This window comes from Haloarcula salina (assembly GCF_010119195.1).
Taxonomy (GTDB): Archaea; Halobacteriota; Halobacteria; order Halobacteriales; family Haloarculaceae; genus Haloarcula; species Haloarcula salina.
In genome coordinates this window covers 99,580-119,670 of sequence record NZ_WRXL01000008.1, presented here as the reverse complement: position 1 = coordinate 119,670, position 20,091 = coordinate 99,580, and the positions used below count along the sequence as shown (strand labels likewise).

Here is a 20,091-nt window from a genome sequence, read left to right as displayed (position 1 = left end):
GGGGTCGACGCCTAAATCGGCACCGACTACAGCAGCCCGTCGGCCTGGGCGAGCAGGATGCCCTCGATAGTCGCGTCGTTCGCTGGTTCGCGCCGCGCCACAGCCAGCGCCTCGTCGACGGGGACGGTCGTCACCGAGAGGAACTCGTTGTCGTCGAGGTCCTGGTCGACCGGCTCCAGTCCCTCCGCGAAGACGATGCCGCGGCGGTGGCGGAGCACGCCGGTCGAGCACCAGAACTCCTCGACGAGCGAGACGCCGGCGGCCTCGAAGCCCGTCTCCTCGCGGAGTTCGCGCGCGCCGGCGGTCGTGTAGGACTCGTCGTCCTCGACGATACCGGCGGGGAGTTCGAGGCACTGCTCGCGGATGGTCGGGCGGTACTGGTCGACCATGACCAGCTCGTCGCCGGTAGACGCCACCACGACGACGGCGGCGGGCAGGTCGGCCCAGTAGTAGTCCTTCTCGGAGCCGTCGGGCTGACGGACCCGGTCGTAGCCGCCGGTGTACCAGCCGGTCTCGTACTCGGACTCGCTCTCGAGGACGGGCCACTCGTGGGCCGATTCGCGGGTCATACCTGCTGTCGGACCGCGACGTGGTAAAACGTGGCGTTGTCCCGGACGACGACGCCCGCGTCGGTCACGGCGTCGGGGTGTTGCTGGCGGAGCGCGTCGCGCTCGTCGAACGGCGAGTGGGTGAACGCGCCCTTGAAGCCGACCGGCCCCCGCCAGTAGGGCTCGGACTGCCCAGTCTCGGTCGGCGTCGCCGCGTCGAGGGCCGCCGTCGTGTACGGGTAGCGCCGGGGCGACTGCTGGCTCCAGTTCACCGCCGTCCCGTTCTCGACGCTGTACTCGCCGTCGGTCGGCGTCGCGACGACGTAGTAAGGGTCGCCGCTCTTGAGGTAACTCGGCAGGGCACCCAGCGCGAGCAGCAGGACCGCGACGGCGAGCAGGCCCAGCAGCGTGTTCCGGGTGACCGGGCGCATCAGACGACCTCGCGGTAGATGCGACCGAACGCCTGCCGGCGGAGCGTCCCGACGGCCGCCCGTCGCTCGCTCTGGAACGTCGCCGCGACGGCCCGCTCGGCGAACGGCGCAGCGTGCCAGACGACGTTGTCGACGTTCTCCGCGCCGACGAGCGTGATCTCACACGCCGTGTCGGCCCGCCAGAACTCGAACTCGTCCATCGTCCCGACGCGGACTGCGAGCGACTCGGCGAACAGCACGTCGCGCGCGGTCTCGACGACATCGCTGGTGACCTGCGCTTCGTACGTCTCGGCGTCGAGTCCCATCGCCTTCGCGACTTCCTTGACGACGACCTGTGCGGTCGACCCGAGCGCCTCGTAGCGCTCGCGCGCCTCTTCGGCCGATGCCGGCGAGAACTGCCCCTCGGTCTCCATGTCGCCCCGTAGTCGCCGGCGGGACTACTGGGTTTCGTCTCCGTCGTCGGTCTGGTCGCGCTCGGCGTCGGCGTCAGCGCTGTCTGCGGACCCGTCGGAGTCGTCGCTCTCGTCGTCCTCGTCCAGCATCGCTCTGGTCAGTTCGCGAGCCTCGGCCAGCACCTCGCTGTCTTGGTCTCGGAGTGCGTTCTTCCCGCGGTGACGAGACGCCCCCGCCGGGAGGTCGCCGTGATCGTGGTCGTGATCGTGTCCGCCGCCGCTCCGGTCGACGGTGTCTTCGAACATCTGCGGGAACTCCGTCTCCTCGGCGTACTCGACGACCTCCCCAGAGAGTTCGTCCTCGCCGAGCTGGCCCCAGCCGGGGACGCGCTCGTCGAGCCACGCCTCGTGGTCGTCGCCGCCGGTCATCGCCGTGAACGCGAGGTGGTTCGCGAGGTGGCCGGCGTCGGCTTGCGGGTCGTCGCACACTGGACAGGCGTATCCCATCGGTATCGGGAGAAGGGCGCGGAGCCGTATATGGTGTCGGGGTCTACAGGAGTCGGACCATCACGAGCGCGTCCGCGCCGTTGCTGTAGTAGTTCGGGATGGTCTTGCGGTGCTCGAAGCCGAAGCGACGGTAGAGCCGGCGTGCCCCGTCGTTGTCGGCCCGGACTTCGAGCTTGACCGAGCCGGCCCCGGTCGCGTCGAGGACGGACAGCGCGCGTTTCAACAGCGCGCTCGCGACGCCCCGACGACGATAGGACGGCCGGACCGCCAGATCCTTGACGTGACCGAGCGGCGTCCCGTGGTTCGGAACCGTGTCCGCGATGACGTAGCCCGCGACGGCGGGCGGGTCGCCGTCCTCGTTTTCCGTCTCGGCGACGAGAAAGCCGTCCTCGCCGAGGTAGCTCTCCAGCGCGGAGAACGGCCAGGGCTGGGGAAACGACGCCTGCTCGATCCGGTGGATCTCGATGAGGTCCGCGCGAACGGCCTGTCGGATCGGCGGTGCGTCGGGCGACCCCGAGCCCGATGGAGCGACGGTCGTCACAGCCGTGTTTCGGGGCGCGCCCACATATGTGTTGTCGCCGCGCGACACTGAACGATCCCGCGTCCGAACACGGCACGAAACGCACCCTCACAGTTCATGGGCGGCGAACGGGATCGCGAGTGAAACGTCGCAAGGTTCTTTACCGAGACGGCCTTACTTATAAGCGCACCCGTTTTGGGTGCCACCACCCCCACCCCCACCCCTCTTTCCGTTCTTTCCGCCGTCGCTCTCTGAAACGTCGAGCGACGGCGCTGCTCACCGACCGTACTGCAGGTACGAGGCCACCACGAAGAACAGGATGGCTCCGGCGGCAAACGAGAGCAGTCCGACGACCCCGCTCGTCGGGGCCGTCCCCTTGATGATCGAAACGACGAGGAGTCCGACGGCGGCGCTACCGATGAGGAAGAACGCGCCGGTCTGCCGGTTCGCCAGCGACTCGCGGAGGGAGGGGTCGGTCATGGCCGCGGCTACGCGGCGGAGCGAGTTAATTTCACAGTCCGGGTGCTACGGCGTCCGGGTAGCGCACCCGCTGGGCAGTGCAGAACACGTGAGCGCTCGCAAAAAATGCGGTGTCGGTCGGGATCTCGCGGGTCGCGCCCCTTCGCGGCTACGCCGCTCACTTCGAGGCGCGTTGCGCCTCGCACTCCTCGCTCGCAATAATCGAGATTCCGAACAGAATCTCGCGTATCTCACGGCGCAACGCGCCGTTCGACCTGTAAGAGACTCCTCACTGCGTTCGGAGTCTCTCTAGTCGTCAGCAGGTGCCGCGCCGCCCTCGTCGTGCTGCATCTTCGTGTGCGAGAGCTTGCCACCCGCGGCGAGGATCTCGCGTTCGCGCTCTGAGGCGTCGAGTTGGCCGGTCGCTTCCCAGTCGTCGTTGACGCGGATGGTGAACTCCGTCTGACCGGATTTGACGGCCTCGGCAGCGTCGTCGACGACCTCGATGTCGTCGCCCTGCTCGATCTTCTCGTAGGTCTCCTCGTCGATGGTGAGCGGGACGATCCCGAAGTTGAACAGGTTCGCCTTGTGGATGCGGGCGAAGCTCTGTGCGAGGACCGTCTCGATACCCAGGTACATCGGGCACAGGGCCGCGTGTTCGCGCGAGGAGCCCTGGCCGTAGTTCTCGCCAGCGACGAGCACGCCGCCGTCGGCGTCGAGTGCGCGCTGCGCGAACGTGTCGTCGACGCGCGAGAGCGTGAACTCGGAGAGCTTCGGGACGTTCGACCGGTACATCAGGATGTCCTGCGTGGCCGGGATGATGTGGTCCGTCGTGATGTTGTCCTCCATCTTCAGGAGGGCTTCACCACCGACTTCGGTCTCCAGCGGGTCCTTCAGCGGCACGTCGCCGATGTTCGGGCCCTTGATGAGCTCGTCGTCGACCGCGTCGTCCGGCGCGATGAGGTCGGACTCGGAGTTGCCGATGTACGAGTCGGGCATCTCCAGGCCGGGTGCGTCGAGGTCGCCGAGTTCGTCGGCGAGGTTCCGCGGATCGATGATCTCGCCGGCGATGGCGGCCGCGGTGGCGACTTCCGGCGAGCAGAGGTAGACGTTGTCGTCCTCGATGCCGGAGCGGCCCTCGAAGTTGCGGTTGAAGGTCCGCAGCGAGACGGAGTCGGAGGCGGGCACGTGGCCGATACCGATACACGCACCGCAGGTCGCCTCGGAGAAGTTGACGCCGGCGGCCATCATCTCCGCGGTCCAGCCCTCGCGGGCCAGCATCTCGGAGGCCTGCTTCGAACCGGGGGCGACGATCATCTCGGTCTTCTTGTCGATGTTCCGGCCTTCGAGCATCTTCGCGGACGGGAGGATGTCCTCGTACGCGCCGTTCGTACAGGAGCCGATCATGACCTGCTCGACGTCGACGCCCTCGACCTCGGTGACGGGCACGACGTTGTCGGGCATGGACGGCTGGGCGATGAGCGGTTCGAGGTCCGAGAGGTCGACGACGATCTCGTCGTCGTACTCGGCGTCCTCGTCGGGGCCGATCTCGACGAACTCGTCCTCGCGGCCGAGGCGTTCGAGGTAGTCCTCGGTCTGCTCGTCCGTCGGGAAGATCGAGGACGTGGCACCGAGTTCGGTCCCCATGTTGGTGATGGTCGTCCGCTCGGGGACGGTCAGCGTCTCGACGCCGGGGCCGGTGTACTCGAGCACCTTACCGACGCCGCCCTTGACGGAGAGGCGGCGCAGAAGCTCGAGGATGACGTCCTTGGCGGTCGCCCAGTCGGGCAGTTCGCCCTCGAGGCGGACGCTGACGACTTCCGGCATGTCGATGTAGTAGGCACCGCCGCCCATCGCGACGGCCACGTCGAGCCCGCCGGCACCGATGGCGAGTTCGCCGAGGCCACCGGGGGTCGGCGTGTGGGAGTCCGAGCCGAGCATCGTCTTGCCGGGCGCGGCGAAGTTCTCCTTGTGGACGTTGTGACAGATTCCGTTGCCGGGCCGCGAGAAGTGGGCACCGAACGTCCCTGCGGCGGAACGGAGGAAGCGGTGATCGTCCGTGTTCTTGAAGTCGAACTGGTAGGTCTGGTGGTCGCAGTACTGGGCCGCGAGTTCCGTCTGGACTTCGTCGAGGTCGAGGGCCTCGAACTGGAGCCAGACGAGCGTCCCGGTCGTGTCCTGCGTCAGCACCTGGTCGATCTCGATTCCGATCTCCTCTCCGGGTGTCAGCTCCCCTTCGACGAGGTGGTCGTCGAGAATCTTTTCCGTAAGCGTCTGTCCCATAACGTCTGTCAATCGATACCGCGCCCGTATAAATCCCGCGTATTCCTCCCCATTTTGCGTGGAAAACCCCCTCCCGTCTGTCACTCGGCCACGAGTGAATCAGACCGGCAGGTCTATGCGCCAGAACGTCACATTTCGGCGCATGTTCAAGAGCGGCCGGTTCGTCGCCGACGCGCTCGGCGACCTCAGGGACTCGCAGGTGCAACCGAACGGCGTCGACCTCACGCTCGGCGCGGTCTACGAACAGGTCGAGCCGGGGCGAATCGAACGCGGCGGCAAGACGGTCGGCGAGCGCCGCGAGTGCGACGACGACGACGGCGTCTACCGCCTCGACCGGGGGGGCTACATCGTGGAGTACGCCGACCGCGTCGCCATCCCGGAGGGCCACGTCGGCTTCCTCCTGCCCCGTTCGTCGCTGCTTCGAAACTCGTGTATGCTGGACACGGCCGTCTGGGACGCCGGCTACGAGGGCCGCGGCGAGGGCCTCCTGGAGGTCCACCACCCGATCGAGCTCGAAGCGGGCGCCCGCATCGCTCAGCTCGTCCTCGCCGAAGCCGCCCACGAGGGAACCTACGAGGGATCGTATCAGGGAGAGAACTTGTAATACCGACGGAACGACGCCACGGCGTCGCCCCGACAGACGATCTGAAAATGGTTCCTTCGTGCGTATTTTCGACCGTTCTCGTGATTCTCGACGCTGAACGAGCAGCCTGAGCACGCGAGCGGCCGCTGACGTGGCGCGTCGCTGAGCATGGTAGACCATGCCGTGAATTTAAGTGTATCTCCCGAGACGTACTCATTGGTGTTGAACGATACCGACTTCCGGCGCGAGTCCCCGACAGCCGTCAGTGACCGGGAGTTACAGCGGTATCGCTCTCGAGTACGACAATCGTCTGACCGGGGTTTATCACCATCGCTGTTTTCACACTGATATATGATAGTAGAATTTCACATCGACGTTCCCCTCCTGCAGCGTACCGCGGAAACGCTCGGTAACTCGGCGATACGGATACAACGCCTCCACTGCGAGGGCGACGGCTGTCGCGCCGTCGCCTGGATCGGTCCCGTAGACCGACCGGCCGTCGAGGCGGGGCTGGCACAGGACGAGAGTATCACCGATTACGCCCACGTGGCCGCCGAAGGCGACGGGCACTGGTACACCGTCCACACGGCGAACGCGACCATCGACAGCGTCTCACAGTCGCTGCTGAACGCCGACGGATTCCTCCTCGGCGCGGCGCAGACCGGAGACGACTGGATCTTCCGGGCCCGGTTCCCCGAGAAGAGCTCGGTCCTCGCGTTCCGCGACGCCCTCGTCACCAGCGACATCAACATCGACATCCAGACGATCACCGACGACACCGAAGCGTCCCCGCAGTTCGGTGTGACCGACCCCCAGAAGGAAGTGCTGTTGCTCGCGCTCAACCGCGGGTACTTCACCGTTCCGCGGGAGTCGTCGCTCTCCGACCTCGCCGCCGAGCTCGGTATCTCCAGCCAGGCCGCCTCCGAGCGGCTACGCCGCGGGACGCGAACGCTCGTCCAGAACACGCTCGCGGCCCCCGAGCGGCCGCTGGTCGGCTCGCCGCCGGAGTAGGCGAATCGTCCCGCTCACCGGACGGGGTTGTTTCACGCGCTGAAATCGCTCGTGCGCTGTTATAACGGAAGCGACCGTACGTACGTCCATGAGCTACGAGGATGGTACAGTCTACGTGCTCCGGGACGGCGGCACCGACGGCGACGGCTGGGTAAGTCCCAGACCCGCCACCGAAGTCATCACCGACGCCGTCGTGGAGGCGACGGACCTACACGTCGACGACATCGACAAACTCGATTCCTACATCGACACCGACACGCTCCGCGCCGTGGTGGTCGACGGCGACGAGGAATCGCTTACGTTCGCCGTCGAAGGCCACGACGTGACGATCGGCCGGAACGGGGCCGTCGAAGTAGACAGCTGACGGAAGTCGAAACTGTCCTCGCGTTCTCGCTTGCCGTTTCTGGATCGGCACACCCGTCTGCGTCCACCCAATGACATAAGTCGGTCGCCCGTGAGCCACTGGTATGACTCGCGTCGCGCTCATCGCCCACGACGACGAGAAACCGGAGATAATCGACCTCGCACAGAGCTACGAGGACGCGCTCTCGGGGTTCGACCTCGTCGGGACGGGCACGACGAGCAAGCGAATCATGGAGGAGACCGACCTGACGGTCGAACGCAAGGAGAGCGGCCCGCTCGGCGGCGACGCCCAGATCGGTGCGGAGGTCGCCGAAGACCGCATCGACGGCATCGTCTTCTTGCGGGACCCGCTGACGGCCCAGCCACACGAGCCGGACATCTCCGCGCTGTTGCGCATCTGTGACGTCCACGACGTGCCGCTGGCGACGACGCGAACCTCGGCCGAATTCCTGCTCGAAGGCCTGATTCGAGACGAAACGGACGGCTGAGACCTCAGTCGGCGTAACTCGGCCGCTCGGCGTAGTCGATGGGGTCGCGCTCGCCGATGCGCTGGAACGCTTCGAGTCGGAACGCGCAGGCGTCGCAGGTCCCGCAGGCCGGTTCGTCGTCGCGGTAACAGCTCCAGGTGTCCGCGTAGGGGACGCCGAGTTCGACGCCGCGCTCCGCGATGTCGGTCTTGGACCACTCGACGAAGGGGGCGACGAGGTCGATCTCCGTCCCCGGTTTCGTCCCCGCGTCGATCACCCGCTGGAAGGCCTCGAAGAAGGCGGGTCGGCAGTCGGGGTAGCCCGAGAAGTCCTCGCTGTGCGCGCCGATGAAGACCGCCCCGCAGTCGTTCGCCTCGGCGTAGGAGACGGCCATCGACAGGAGGTTCGCGTTGCGGAACGGGACGTACGACGTAGGGATCTCGTCGCTGTCGGTGTCCGCGTCCGCGACCGCCATCTCGTCGTCGGTCAGCGACGAGTCGCCGATCTGTCGGAGGTGGCCGGTCTCGACGTGGAGGAAGTCCGCCGCGTCGACGTGGTCGGCCAGCGCGCTGGCGCACTCGTACTCCCGATCCTCGGTGTTCTGGCCGTAGCTCGTGTGCAGCAGGTACAGGTCGTCGTACCCGCGGGTCTGTGCCTCGTAGGCCGCCGTGGCGCTGTCCATGCCGCCGGAGGCGAGCACGACAGCGCGGGTGTCGTCGGTCATGGTCGGAGTGAGATCATGCAGTTACGTTCCCGGGGCGTCGTTCCAGAGGTCGACGTGGAGCCGCGGCGTGTAGCGGTAGCCGTACTCCAGCGCGAGGTCCGCGACGACCTCGCGGGTCTCGTTCAGTTCCGCTCGCGTCTGGCCCTCGGGCATCAGCAGGACGTCGTCGTCGCGCACGCGGGCCGAAGCGGCGTCGCGGACGCGCTCGACGACGCGCTCGATTTCGGCCGTGTCCTCGGACCCAGTGACGACGAACTTCAGTTGCGTCTCGTAGGTCTCGACGAGGTCGGCGAGCGCCGACACGTCGAGTCGGCGGTCCTCGTGGCGCTCGGCCCATTCGCCGTCGCCGGCGGGGTCGCGCTCCGCGGTCGGCGTGCTGGAGGCCAGTTTCGGGCTGACGCTCGCGAGGTCGATGGGCGCGTCCGGGACGATGGTGCCGTTGGTCTCGACGGTGGTGTGGTAGCCCCGGTCGGCGAGTTCGGCCAGCAGCGTCTCGCTGGCGTCGTGGATCAGCGGCTCGCCGCCGGTGAGGACGACGTGGTCTGCGTCGTAGTCTTCGACCGCCGCGAGCACGTCCAGTACGGAGAGGGAGTCGTGGGTCGGCTCCCACGAGGTGTGGTAGGAGTCACAGAACCAGCAACGGAGGTTACAGCCGCTCGTGCGGACGAACACGCTCGGGACGCCGGCCAGTCGGCCCTCGCCCTGGAGCGAGTGAAACAGCTCGTTGATCGGCAGGTCGCCGCCGCTCTCGCCATCGGTGCCGCAGTCGGTTTCGGCGCGGTCGGCGTCGGCGTCGGTCACACCGACCGCATCGTCGCTAGCGACGGGCATCAGCGGACACAGAGTTCGCCGGTCTCCCGGACGGAGACGGCCACGGACGACACCGTCTCGGGGAGTCGGTCGGCGAGACGCTGCTCCAGCGTCTCGGCCATCACCTCGGCCGTCGGCGGGCGCTCCAGGACGACCACCGCGTCGCCGTCGCCGCTTTCCTCGAACGCGTCGACCAGCGGGTCGCCGGCTTCGAGCAGGAAACGGTGGTCCCACTCGTCGACCACGGCCGTGACCTCGCCCTTGTCGACGACCCACCCCTCGGCGGTGAGTTCGCCGGTGATGCGGACGGTGACCTCGTAGTTGTGCCCGTGCGGGCGCGAGCACTTCCCGTCGTGGTGGCGCAGGCGGTGGCCCGTAGAGAGCCTGAGCGGGCGGTCGCCGCCGACGACGAGTTCGCGCTCGCCGGCGTCCGCGACCGACTCCTCGGAAGAAGATATTCGCTGGGACATACTTCGAGATTATCTCGGTCTGTCTTAACTCCACCGTGATCGCCGTAAGCGATAGGGGGGTCCGGCCCTCACGGACGAGTGTGACACGACGTGCCGTAGAACGGCAGTTCGAACGCTACCTCTCGCAGTTCGTCGACGAGACGTACGCGGCCTTCGACGTGGGGGCCGTCCTGCGCGGCTCGGGAGGCGGCGGGAGCCGGGTGGCGAGCAAGCTCCTGAAGAACAGCCGGCCGGTCGAGCGCCACGTCGTCCGGCCGAAATTGCGGGCGTACCAGCAGCAGATCCTGGACCAGCTGGAGCCCGTTCTGGACTACGCTCAGGACTCCGACGCGGCGTTCGACGCGTACGCCGACGAGGTGTTGGCCCGCGACCTGTACTGGAACGCGCTCAGAGACGGCGTCCGCGGCGACCGCCGCGAACAGATCCGCGGGCGGCTGCTGGCGCGACAGCGCTCGTTCGGCGACGACCTCGCGCCGCTCGTGGCCGCCGACACCGACGACTTCTGGGCGGCCGTCGCAGAGGCCTACGACCGGGAGACAGCGACCGAGGTGCTGCGGGAGCACCTCGAGTTCACCGTGCCGCTCCGTGAGGAACGTGACGCCTTCGCCTTCGAACTCACCATCGATCCCGGCGAGGTGCTCGGCGGACTCGCCCGGGCCCTGCCGTCGCTGACCGTGGAGTTCACCGACGAGGCGCTACGCTCGATGGGAAAGGCCGAGGAGCGCGTCATCCCACAGGCGACGGCAGACGTTGAGCAGGCCTACGAGGAGTGAGCGGCGCAACGGCGTCGTCGCTCGAGGCTTCCGGTCAGCGGACGCGACGGCAACGACTCGCCGGCGAACCGCGCTAGAAGGACACGATAGCCGTCGTGGCACGATGACGGCCGGTTCGTGTCGCGTATTGGTGTTGGTGTTGACTGACGACGGCAGGCGTGGCTTCGCTCACGTCGGCCCGGCCTCGGACTCCGCGAGACCGGTATAGCATGGGAGCTCAGCAGCGGACCCCGGCGACGGCGTCCGTTGCGGGCTACGGTAGGTAGTCCAGCCTACCTGCCATTGGTTGACATGCAATGCAACGATAAATAACCTACGAAATATGTTACTTCTGTACCGAGTAAATCCTTTGTAGACGGGAGAGCGCGTGCAGGCCCAGAATGACAGCGACCCGGCATATGTAAAAATTCTAGTACTACCGCCCGTCAGCGAGTCGCGACGCTCGCAGTCCACGTGACGCGACCGCTACGCGGAACGCTCACTCCTCGAAGGGCCAGTCACCGGTGACCCGCATCCCCTCGGCGAGGTCCTGGGATTCCAGCGCGTCGGCGATGACCGACGGGTCGACCGGCTCGGGGTCGACCGTCCCGTCGGCGAGCGTCACCGCCAGTTCCGTCAGCAGGACGGCCTGCTCGCGGAAGTTCCGGGGCTCCAGTTTGTCGAGCGTGTCGGCGTGGGTGTGGCCCCACCCGCGGCCGGACTCGCCCGTCTCGCTGGTCACGTGGTAGCCGGGGACGCCCCGACGGACGAACGGCCAGTGGTCGCTGTGTGGCCCCTGTTCCGGTGTGAGCGAGATCGGATGGTCGAAGCGGCCGGCCACCCGCTCGGCGGCGTCGGCCAGGGCATCGAAGCCGTGAGTGTAACACTCGAGCGTTCGGCCCTGGACCACGCCGTCCAGGTTGAGGACGGCGGTCACGTCGTCGAGGGCCGCGTCGCGGGCGAGGCGGTTCGAGCCGACCAGTCCGACCTCCTCCGCACCGAACGCGACGAACTCCACGCGGGTGTCGAGTTCGTGCTCGCGACCGGCGAGCGCCCGGGCGAGTTCGACGACCATCGCCGTCCCCGCGCCGTTGTCCATCGCACCCTCGGCGATGTCGTGGGCGTCGACGTGGCTGGTCACCAGCAGGCGCTCGTCGGTGTCCGGCCCGAGGTCGGCGTGGACGTTCCGACTCGTCGCCTCGGGCGTCTCGCAGTCCACCGCGACGGTCACCGCGTCGCCGTCGTAGCGCCTCGCCAGTCTGGCCCCAGTCTCGCTGGCGACGCCGACGGCGGGGATCTCGCCGATCGGTGCGTCGGCGGTCCCGACGCTGCCCGTCGCCGGGAGGACGCCCTCAACGTGGTTCCGGTAGACGAACGCCGCCGCGCCCGCCTCGACGGCGCGGTAGTACTTCTCGCGGCGGTGGATGTACCGGTCGTACCAGTCGGGCACGTCCGAGCGCACCATCACGACGCCTCCCTCGCAGTCGGCGTCCGCGAACTCCTCGGGGAGGCCGTGGCCCACGTCGACCAGGTCGCCGGTCACCTCGTCGGCAGGCGAGCGCGGCAGGGCAATGCACTCGTGGGCCCGCGCGGCGACCGGTTCGCCGTCGGCCCGAATTGCGCTCTGGCCGCGCTCCCAGCCCTGTATCTCGAACTCGGAGAGACGGGCGTTCCGGGCGTGTTCGGCGAGGGCGTCGCGCGTCTCCGCCGCGGCGGCCCGCTCGCCCTCGCTGCCCGCCATCCGGTTCTCGATGTCGACCAGCGTCTCCAGGTGGTCCCAGCCGGCGTCGCTGGTGAACGTCTCGCCGATCCAGTCGGTGTCGCTCATGCTCCACGGTGCGGCCGTGACGCGTTTGAAACTACGGGTGCGAGCGAGCGCTTAGGTCGCCGCGAGCGGACCGTACCGACTGGCGACGCCGTATGTCAGGACCGCGAGCGCGCTGACCGCGAGACCGACGAGGACCAGTCCGGTGAGCAACTGGAGCGGGGTGACGACCACGACGGGGCGACCCAGGAGCGCGTTGTAGGCCGGGACGAGCGCGCCGTCGAGCGCGGCCGACGCGACGAAGCCGCCGAGGCTGACGACGCCGACGCCGCCGCTCCACCGGCGGCGCGTCCGTCGGGAGAGGCCGCGCTTCCCGGCGTCGACGAGGACCAGCGCGACGGCGACGGGGACGACGAACAGGGCGGCGAACAGCGGGAGGGGATTCACGTTCGGAGAGACGGTGACGAGCGCACATAAAATCGGTCGACGTGCTCTGACGGGCCGAGACGTCCCGGAACTCGGTGGCGGTCTCCGTCCGCGAGGGACATACGTCCAGGTCGACCTGCCGACCGAGGCCGCGACGCGCCTCAGGCCGCGTCCCGCCAGCGCCAGGTCGGCTCCCAGTCGAACAGCCGCTCGGCCTTCGACGTGTCGACCAGCGCCGCGTAGGGGTCCCCGGTGGCGAGCGACTCGCGACGGTCGGCGTCGGGAAACAGTTCGGCCGCGAGGTCCGCGCTCGGCGTCTCGGCGCTCGTGTCGGGGGCCGACACCCAGACCCGTTCGTGGCCGTCGAAGGAGGCCTCGACGGCCCGCCGGACGAGCGAGGCCGCGTCGTCGGCGTGGACGTAGGAGAACAGGGTGTTTCGCTGGGTGTGGAAGTGCGGCGAGTCGCGGAGGGCGGCGAGCGAGCGGTCGGCCTCGACGAACGTCTCGCGCGCCAGGTCGTCGTCGACGACCCACGGGAACCGCAGCGAGGTGATGGTCCGCGGCGCGCCCGCAGCGCGGCGGGCGAAGCCGTCGGCGGCGAGTTCGAGCGCCTGCTTGCCCATGCCGTAGGGATTCGACGGCGTGAGCCGGTGGGACTCGTCGACGGGGAGGGAGTCGACCGTGATCGGGTCGGGCTCGAAGCCGCCGCCGATGGCGCTGCAGCTCGACGCCAGCGCCACCGTGTCGACGCCCAGTTCGCCGGCAGCTTCGAGCACGTGATACGTCGTCATGACGTTGCTCTCGTAGGTCCGGTACCCCGGCGTCCGGTCGGGCGTCGGAATCATGCCGAGATGGACGACCGCGTCGGCGTCGGACTTCGCGACGGCCCCGTACACCTCGCCCGCGTCGAGCAGGTCTGCGGTGACGTACGCGTCGGCGCGCTCCTCGTCGCGCCCACCTCGCGAGAGATTGACCGTTCGATACCCCGCGTCGTTCAGATGAGCGAGCACGTGCCCGCCGACGCGCCCGTTCCCGCCGGTGACGGCGACCGTCTCGGCCATATCCGCCGACTCGGTCCGGGGGGTGAAAACAGCCACGCAGGCCGGCGCGTGCCGCGGCCGATCAGGCCGAGACGAGCGCCTCGCGAACCGCCTCCTCGATGGGCGTCTGGTCGATGGGCACGACGGTCTGGAGGTCCAGTTCGGGGTCGACGGTCACGGGGTTGCGCATGCTCTCGGCCAGCGGCCGCGCGATGGCGTACTGCACGTCCGTCGTCAGGCGGAGCCAGTGCGATGACAGCGCCGGCGTCATCACCGGCACGGGAACGATGAACACCCGCTTGCCCTTCTCGCGAGCGGTCAGCTTCAGCAGCGACTCGTAGGACCACACCGACGGCCCGCCGATGTCGTAGGTCTCGCCGCGCGTCTCGTCGGCCTCGAGCACCGCGACGAGATATGAGATAGCGTCGCGGACGCCGATGGGCTGACAGGGCGTCCGGACCCACTTCGGGACGAGCATCAGCGGGAGGCGGTCGGTCAGGTCGTTGAGGATGCGAAAGCTCGCGCTCTCGGCGCCGATGATGACCGCGGCTCTGAGCACCGTCAGGTCGTAACTCCCCTCGGCCAGCACCGACTCCACCTCGCGCCGCGAGGCGAGGTGCGGCGAGAGGTTCTCCTCGTCGCCGCTGATGCCGCTCAGGTACACCACCCGGTCGACGCCGTCATCGGACGCGATTTCACTGAAGCGACGCGCGTACTCGCGGTCGAGTTCCGCGAAATTATCCGCGGTCAGCGAATGGATGAGGTAGTACGCCGCGTCGACGCCCTCACAGAGTCCGGACAGCGAGTCCGGGTCGCCGAGGTCGCCGTCGAACGGCTCGACGCCCTCGGGAAACGACTCCTCGCTCGCGCTCCGGGAGAACGCCACCACGTGGTGGCCCGCGTCGTTCAGGGCGCGGACGAGTCGCTGTCCGATGAATCCGGTCGCGCCGACGACCAACACTCGCATGTATCTGTGCTGTCGTATCGCACCCCCAAGGTCGTTGTGCCGTCAGAACTCGTCGATGACCGGAATGCCGGTCGTCTCGAAGTCGGTCATCGCGTCGAGCAGTTCCGGCGCTCGTTCGAGCGACACCGTCTCGGAGACGATGGCGGTCGGATCGAGCTTCCCGTGGTCGATCATCCGGAAGATGTCGTCGTAGTGCGGCCGCGGCATCCCGACCGTCCCGACGAACTGGAGCTCCTTCGCGACCATCAGGTCGGTGGGAAGCGCCACCTCGCCGCCCTCGGCGCTCGACGTCAGGCCGATCTGGAGGTGCTGTCCGCGCTTTCGGAGACAGCGGACGGAGTTGCGGCACGTCTCCGCGATACCGAGCGCGTCGACCGACACGTCGGCCCCGCCGTCGGTGACGGCCGTCACCGCCGCGGGCACGTCGTCGACCCGCTCGGCGTTGACCGTCTCGACGGCCCCGAGGTCGGCCGCGAGGGACAGTTTCTCGTCGAAAAGATCGACGGCGACGACGTTCGCACCCAGGGCGTCGGCGATGTGGACGGCGGACAGCCCGACGCCGCCGCAGCCGTGGACGGCGACCCAGTCGCCGCCGTTCACGTCGGCCCTGTCGACCAGGCCGTGAAACGAGGACATGAACCGACAGCCCAGACCCGCCATCTCGACCGGCGAGATGCCGTCGGGGAGGTGGACGGCGTTGAAATCGGCCCACGGGACGTGGAACCGCTCGGCGAACGCGCCGGGCGACTCGGGCGCGAGCCCCAGCGGAATCCGTTCGTCACAGAGGTTCGACATGTCCCGGCGGCAGGACGGGCAGGTCCCGTCGGCGAGGTTGAACGGCACCGCCACGCGGTCACCCTCGCGGACCGTCTCGACCTCGTCGCCGACATCGACCACGACGCCGGCGGGCTCGTGTCCGAACACGTGCCCCTCCGAGAACCCGCGGGACTCCCAGAGCGGGTCGCCCTGCCAGGCGTGCCAGTCGCTCCGGCAGATGCCACACGCCTCGGTCTCGACCACGACTCCCGTTTCGTCGGGCTCCGGCTCGTCGACCTCTCTGACCGCCAGCGGCTCTCCGTGTCCGGTGAACACAGCTGCGCGCATCACACCACGTCAGACGGTGACGCGCGTCATAACGCTGTGGGAGCGAGCCGGTCGCGGCCACGCTCCACGCGGCGGGGAGGCGGTCGGGCCGACGGCGCCGGCCGGCCTGTCACCGCCAGCTGGTCCAGCCGCCGTCGACGACGAGCGATTCCCCGGTCACGTAGCTCGCCAGGTCGCTCGCGAGGAACGTCGCCGCGCCGGCGATGTCCTCGGGCTGTCCGTAGCGTCCGAGCGGCACCATCTGCGTGAACTGCTCCGCCTGTTCGGCCGCCGCTTCCGGATCGTCCGACTCGCCGCCGATCATCGTCTCGATCCCGCCGGGGTGAATCGCGTTTACCCTGATGTCGTGCTCGCCGAGCTTGTGCGCCAGCGAGTAGGTGAGCGTCGTCAGCCCGCCCTTCGACGCGGAGTACGTCGGCCAGTCCCCGTTGCCGAAGAGCCCGGCGATGCTCGAGGTGTTGATGATGGTCCCGCCTGCGCCGTGGTCGACCATCCGGTCCGCGGCGATCTGCGAGCCGAAGTACGCCCCTTTGAGATTGATGTCCATCATCCGCTGGTAGTCCGCCTCGGTCACGTCGAAGAAGTCCTCGGCGTGCCAGATTCCCGCGTTGTTCACCATGATATCGAGCCCGGCGGCGGCCTCGGCGGCCTCCACCGCCTCGGTCAGGTCCGACCGGTTCGTGACGTCGCACTCGACGAACGCGGCGTCGGCGTCCGTTTCGTCCTCGATCAGTTCGTGTGTCGGCCGGCCGTCCTCTTTCGGGTCGTCGCGGACGTCGGCGACAACGACCGCTCTCGCGCCGTGGTCCGCGAATCCGCTAGCGATGCCGCGACCGATTCCCGAACTGCCGCCCGTGACGACGGCCGTCTTGCCATCGAGAAGTGACATTCTGATAACACCACTATAGCGTTCGCGGAGAACCGAGATAAAATGTGGTGGCGGTGTCGGACCGGTCTCGCTCACATGGGTTCGCCGTGACGGCAAGCCGTCACGAGCCCGCACTCGTGTCACTCGCGTGGACGCCGAAAAACGGGCGGCGAGGGATTTGAGCCGAGTGGAGACGGTCGGCCTCGCTTCGCTCGGCCGCTGCGGCTCCCCGGGTTCAAATCCCTCTTGTGTCGCTTTTCACTGACTCACTCTGTTCGCAGGAAAAGCGGGCGGCGAGGGATTTGAACCCCCGACCATCTGGTCCGGAACCAGGCGTTCTGTCCGCTGAACTAGCCGCCCTCGACACTGGCTATTCGACAGGCTACCTTAACGGTTGTGAACGCGAGAACAGATCGCAGTCAGGGAGATTCGCCGGTCTCGATGGTGAACTCGCTGGTCGGGTAGGCGACGCAGGTCAGGCAGTAGCCCTCTTCCATGTCGTCGTCCATCAGCGAGTCGTTGTTGCTGTGGCGGATGTAGTCCTCGGCCGGGCCGTCATCGATGTGGCCGGCACAGGAGATACACTGGCCCTCTCGGCAGGCGTAGGGGAGGTCCCAGCCCTCCTCCTCGCCGGCTTCGAGGATCGTCTCGTTGTTCGCGACCTCGATGGTCTCGCCCTCCTTCGCGAACTCGATCTCGTAGTACTCGACCTCGTCGTCGGCGATGGTGTCGGGGTCGAAGCCCTCGTCCGCTTCCTCGGCTTCCTCGCCCTCGCCGAGTTCGCCCTCGGCGTCGCCGGCCGGAATCGCGGCGGCGCCGCCGCCACCGATAGAGCGGTTGTACGGCTCGGGGAAGTCCGTCTCGGGGACCGACGCGGCCCGCTGCTCGAGGACCTCCTGGGAGATGTCTTCCGGTGCCTCCCAGCCGGTCCCCTTGGCGTAGTGGAGCGCCACCACGATCAGGGTGAGCACGGCCCCGCCGGCGAGTCCAACGAGTTCTACCATGTGGGCGGCTATGGAACACTGGTTTAATTAGCTGTTGTTTCCGCCGCAGGGCGCCTCCGACACCGACGGACGGGGACACAGGCCCTGGCAGATTCGGCCGAGCGTGAGAGCAGGCCAGCGCTACGTAGCGGGGGCAATCGGAACCGTGGCGCTACTCCCGGCGCGGGACCTCGTGGCGACCGAAGCCGTACCGGAGGCGGTTGGCGAGGCGGCGCGAGAAGCGGCCGTCGTCGGCCCGCGAGCCGAACCGCTCGGCGAGCGCCTGGTAGATGAGCGGGACGGGGACCTCCTGTTCCAGGGCTTCCTGGACGGTCCAGGTCCCGGTCGACCCGCCCTCGACGCGGTCGGCGACGGTTCCGAGGTCGGTCCCCTCCTCGCGGAACGCCTCCTCGCAGAGCTCCAGCAGCCACGAGCGGATGACCGCGCCGTTGTTCCACGTCCGGGCGACGGCTTCGAGGTCAAGGTCATATCGGCCGTTCGCCAGCAGTTCGAAGCCCTCGCCGTAGGTCTGCATCAGGGCGTACTCGACGCCGTTGTGCACCATCTTGACGTAGTGGCCAGAGCCGGCCGGCCCCATCCGGTCGTGGCCGTCGGGCCCCGTCGCGACGGCGTCGAACACCGGCACCAGTTCGTCGTAGGCCCACTGCGGCCCCCCGACCATCAGCGAGAAGCCCAGTTCCGCGCCCGCGGGGCCGCCGGAGGTCCCGCAGTCGAGGTAGGCCGCGTCGGTCGACTCGGCGCGGCGCACCGAGTCCTCGAAGTAGGAGTTTCCGCCGTCGACGACGACGTCGTCCGAGTCGAGCGTCGGGGCCAGTTCGTCCAGGGCGGCGTCGACCGGGTCGCCCGCCGGGACCATCAGCCAGATGCGTTTCTCCGAGCCGAGTTCGTCGGCGAGGTCCGGGATCGACGCCGCGGGCCGCGCGCCGGCGTCCGCCGCGTCGGCGACGCTCTCCTCGTTGATATCGAAGACGACGACCTCGTGGCCCGCTTCGAGCACGCGGTCGACGACGATACGGCCCATGCGTCCGAGTCCGATGACGCCCAGTTCCATACCTGGCGGTCACCGAGCGCACAGGTAGTGGTTGCGATTCGGCGGAAAAGCGCGGCACGAACACCAGTCGTGCCGTCGTCAGTCAGTCTCTGGGCCCACTTCGACCAGCGCCGTTCGGTGGCGCGGTGGGGAACGGTTGGATCAATGCGTGACACCGGCGGTCGCCGCGGGCCGTGCCGCGTCCGGCGAGGCTAAATTCGCGCCGCTGGCGCAAAAAATCTACGGAAGGCGCCCGTGCCAGCGCTCCGGCCGACGGCGCGACCGCGACCGACCACCGGTGTTTTGCCCGCGCCGCCCGTGGCCGCGGTATGGACGACCGCATTCGCGAGCACGCCCGGACGCTGGTGGAGTGGAGCGCCCGCATCGAGGCCGGCGACGACGTGGTCCTCGCCGTCGACGAGGGCGCACACGACCTCGCCGTCGCCGTCGCCGAGCAACTGGGCGAGCGCGGCGCGAACCTGCTCTCGACGTACCAGTCCGACGAACTGACGCGTGCCTATCTGGACTCCCACGACGGAGAGTTCGAAGAGAGCCCTGCGTACGAACTCGCGCTGTACGAGCGGGCCGACAGCGTGCTGTTCCTGAAGGGGTCGCGAAACACCGCGGAGACGGCCGACGTTGACGGCGACACGCGGCGGGCGTACTCGACGGCCCGCCAGGCGATCCGGGAGGCCCGCCTCGACACGGACTGGGTGTCGACCCAGCACCCGACGCGGGCGATGGCCCAGCAGGCCGGGATGGCCTACGCCGACTACCGGGACTTCGTCTACGACGCGACGCTGCGCGACTGGGAGGCGCTCGCCGAGGAACAGGCCCGGCTGAAGGAGATTCTGGACGACGGCGACAAGGTCCACCTCGTCACCGACGGGACGGACCTGACGCTGTTCATCGGCGACCGCATCGCCGTCAACTCCGCCGCCAGCGTGGCCTACGACTCCCACAACCTCCCCTCGGGCGAGGTGTTCACCGCGCCCTACGACACGGCCGGCGTCGTGACCTTCGACGTGCCGATGACCATCCAGGGCCGCCGCGTGAAGAACGTCGAACTCACCTTCAAGGACGGCGTCGTGGTCGACTGGTCGGCCGAGCAGGGCGAGTCGGTCATCACGGAAGTCATCGAAACCGACGGCGGGTCGAGACAGCTGGGCGAACTCGGCATCGGCATGAACCGCGGCGTCGACCGAATCACGGACAACATCCTCTTCGACGAGAAGATGGGCGGGACGGTCCACCTCGCGCTCGGGCGCGCGTACGACGCCTGCCTGCCCGAGGGCCAGTCCGGCACCGACAGCGCCGTCCACGAGGACCTCATCACGACGATGGGCGACGGCTCGCGGCTTGAAGTCGACGGCGAGGTCGTCCAGCGAGACGGCGTGTTCCGGTGGGAAGACGGCTTCGAGGCGTAGTCGCTGCGGTGCTGGCGGTGCCGTCGGTCGGAAGCGGCTGCCGCGGTGCTGTTGGCCGAGAGCGCCCTCCGTGGCGCGACTCGGGGAAGGGTAGGTGTCGCCGCGGCCGTGACACTGGCACCGTACCGCGCGCCGACGGC

The 20,091-nt window shown here is 68.3% G+C and carries 24 protein-coding genes and 1 tRNA gene; 6 read left to right on the top strand and 19 right to left on the bottom strand.

From position 1 onward, the window contains the following. Positions 1–26: 26 nt before the first annotated feature. The 7 genes from GM656_RS18035 to GM656_RS18005 form a co-directional block, all read right to left on the bottom strand. A complete protein-coding gene (locus tag GM656_RS18035) occupies positions 27–569 on the bottom strand; it encodes an NUDIX hydrolase (RefSeq protein ID WP_162415096.1) in 543 nt (180 codons plus the stop codon). After that, positions 566–979, bottom strand: coding sequence for a hypothetical protein (locus tag GM656_RS18030; protein ID WP_162415095.1), 414 nt, complete (start codon positions 977–979; stop codon positions 566–568). Before GM656_RS18030 ends, GM656_RS18035 begins: the two co-directional genes overlap by 4 nt. Continuing rightward, a complete protein-coding gene (locus GM656_RS18025; protein WP_162415094.1) occupies positions 979–1,392 on the bottom strand; it encodes a DUF5809 family protein in 414 nt (137 codons plus the stop codon). The genes GM656_RS18030 and GM656_RS18025 overlap by 1 nt, the downstream gene beginning before the upstream one ends. Before the next feature lie 24 nt (positions 1,393–1,416). Next, entirely contained in the window at positions 1,417–1,878 is a 462-nt protein-coding gene (locus GM656_RS18020; protein ID WP_162415093.1) for a DUF5810 domain-containing protein, read from the bottom strand. 43 nt (positions 1,879–1,921) lie between these two features. Continuing rightward, the gene (gene rimI / locus GM656_RS18015) at positions 1,922–2,419 is read right to left on the bottom strand and encodes a ribosomal protein S18-alanine N-acetyltransferase (protein ID WP_162415092.1); all 498 of its coding nucleotides are present in this window, start codon (positions 2,417–2,419) and stop codon (positions 1,922–1,924) included. A gap of 255 nt (positions 2,420–2,674) precedes the next feature. Next, on the bottom strand, positions 2,675–2,878 hold the full coding sequence (locus GM656_RS18010) for a hypothetical protein (RefSeq protein ID WP_162415091.1): 204 nt from the start codon (positions 2,876–2,878) through the stop codon (positions 2,675–2,677). A 288-nt stretch (positions 2,879–3,166) separates the two neighbouring features. Further along, entirely contained in the window at positions 3,167–5,140 is a 1,974-nt protein-coding gene (locus tag GM656_RS18005; protein ID WP_162415090.1) for an aconitate hydratase, read from the bottom strand. 142 nt (positions 5,141–5,282) lie between these two features. Here GM656_RS18005 and GM656_RS18000 point away from each other — a divergent pair, with 142 nt between their 5' ends. From GM656_RS18000 to GM656_RS17985, 4 genes are all read left to right on the top strand, one after another. Then, positions 5,283–5,744, top strand: a complete 462-nt coding sequence (locus tag GM656_RS18000) for a deoxyuridine 5'-triphosphate nucleotidohydrolase (RefSeq protein WP_241692816.1) — start codon at positions 5,283–5,285, stop codon at positions 5,742–5,744. 330 nt (positions 5,745–6,074) lie between these two features. Beyond that, positions 6,075–6,734 carry a helix-turn-helix domain-containing protein gene (locus GM656_RS17995; RefSeq protein ID WP_162415088.1) on the top strand — a complete coding sequence of 220 codons (660 nt, stop codon included), beginning with the start codon at positions 6,075–6,077 and terminating at the stop codon, positions 6,732–6,734. 88 nt (positions 6,735–6,822) lie between these two features. Continuing rightward, positions 6,823–7,098, top strand: a complete 276-nt coding sequence (locus GM656_RS17990; RefSeq protein ID WP_162415087.1) for a HalOD1 output domain-containing protein — start codon at positions 6,823–6,825, stop codon at positions 7,096–7,098. Between the two features lie 103 nt (positions 7,099–7,201). Further along, entirely contained in the window at positions 7,202–7,585 is a 384-nt protein-coding gene (locus GM656_RS17985; RefSeq protein WP_162415086.1) for a methylglyoxal synthase, read from the top strand. A gap of 4 nt (positions 7,586–7,589) precedes the next feature. On the opposite strand, the gene queC is transcribed toward GM656_RS17985, so the two are convergent. The 3 genes from queC to GM656_RS17970 are packed head-to-tail and all read right to left on the bottom strand — an operon-like array spanning position 7,590 to position 9,568. Beyond that, the gene (queC, locus tag GM656_RS17980) at positions 7,590–8,288 is read right to left on the bottom strand and encodes a 7-cyano-7-deazaguanine synthase QueC (RefSeq protein ID WP_162415085.1); all 699 of its coding nucleotides are present in this window, start codon (positions 8,286–8,288) and stop codon (positions 7,590–7,592) included. A 21-nt stretch (positions 8,289–8,309) separates the two neighbouring features. Then, entirely contained in the window at positions 8,310–9,119 is an 810-nt protein-coding gene (locus tag GM656_RS17975) for a 7-carboxy-7-deazaguanine synthase QueE (RefSeq protein ID WP_162415084.1), read from the bottom strand. Then, complete coding sequence (locus tag GM656_RS17970; RefSeq protein WP_162415083.1) at positions 9,119–9,568, bottom strand: 6-pyruvoyl trahydropterin synthase family protein; 450 nt, start codon at positions 9,566–9,568, stop codon at positions 9,119–9,121. The genes GM656_RS17975 and GM656_RS17970 overlap by 1 nt, the downstream gene beginning before the upstream one ends. Positions 9,569–9,648: 80 nt before the next feature. On the opposite strand from GM656_RS17970, the gene GM656_RS17965 reads away from it, so the two are divergent. Continuing rightward, positions 9,649–10,341, top strand: coding sequence for a hypothetical protein (locus tag GM656_RS17965; RefSeq protein WP_162415082.1), 693 nt, complete (start codon positions 9,649–9,651; stop codon positions 10,339–10,341). 478 nt (positions 10,342–10,819) lie between these two features. Here the strand turns inward: GM656_RS17965 and GM656_RS17960 are convergent, their stop codons facing one another. The 9 genes from GM656_RS17960 to gnd form a co-directional block, all read right to left on the bottom strand. Further along, on the bottom strand, positions 10,820–12,148 hold the full coding sequence (locus GM656_RS17960; protein ID WP_162415081.1) for a M28 family peptidase: 1,329 nt from the start codon (positions 12,146–12,148) through the stop codon (positions 10,820–10,822). Positions 12,149–12,199: 51 nt separating this feature from the next. Continuing rightward, positions 12,200–12,532, bottom strand: a complete 333-nt coding sequence (locus GM656_RS17955) for a hypothetical protein (RefSeq protein ID WP_162415080.1) — start codon at positions 12,530–12,532, stop codon at positions 12,200–12,202. Between the two features lie 140 nt (positions 12,533–12,672). After that, positions 12,673–13,572: an NAD-dependent epimerase/dehydratase family protein gene (locus tag GM656_RS17950; protein WP_162415079.1), complete on the bottom strand. Its 900-nt coding sequence runs from the start codon at positions 13,570–13,572 to the stop codon at positions 12,673–12,675. 61 nt (positions 13,573–13,633) lie between these two features. Further along, positions 13,634–14,518: an NAD(P)H-binding protein gene (locus GM656_RS17945; RefSeq protein ID WP_162415078.1), complete on the bottom strand. Its 885-nt coding sequence runs from the start codon at positions 14,516–14,518 to the stop codon at positions 13,634–13,636. Between the two features lie 42 nt (positions 14,519–14,560). Next, entirely contained in the window at positions 14,561–15,622 is a 1,062-nt protein-coding gene (locus tag GM656_RS17940; RefSeq protein WP_162415077.1) for a zinc-dependent alcohol dehydrogenase family protein, read from the bottom strand. Positions 15,623–15,731: 109 nt separating this feature from the next. Next, on the bottom strand, positions 15,732–16,511 hold the full coding sequence (locus GM656_RS17935; protein WP_162415076.1) for an SDR family oxidoreductase: 780 nt from the start codon (positions 16,509–16,511) through the stop codon (positions 15,732–15,734). Between the two features lie 266 nt (positions 16,512–16,777). Then, positions 16,778–16,850: transfer RNA gene (locus GM656_RS17930), tRNA-Arg, on the bottom strand. Positions 16,851–16,909: 59 nt separating this feature from the next. Beyond that, positions 16,910–17,494, bottom strand: a complete 585-nt coding sequence (locus GM656_RS19565; RefSeq protein WP_162415075.1) for a 2Fe-2S iron-sulfur cluster-binding protein — start codon at positions 17,492–17,494, stop codon at positions 16,910–16,912. Between the two features lie 151 nt (positions 17,495–17,645). Next, complete coding sequence (gene gnd, locus GM656_RS17920; RefSeq protein WP_162415074.1) at positions 17,646–18,545, bottom strand: phosphogluconate dehydrogenase (NAD(+)-dependent, decarboxylating); 900 nt, start codon at positions 18,543–18,545, stop codon at positions 17,646–17,648. A 308-nt stretch (positions 18,546–18,853) separates the two neighbouring features. On the opposite strand from gnd, the gene GM656_RS17915 reads away from it, so the two are divergent. Further along, positions 18,854–19,951 carry an aminopeptidase gene (locus GM656_RS17915; protein ID WP_162415073.1) on the top strand — a complete coding sequence of 366 codons (1,098 nt, stop codon included), beginning with the start codon at positions 18,854–18,856 and terminating at the stop codon, positions 19,949–19,951. Positions 19,952–20,091: the final 140 nt, after the last annotated feature.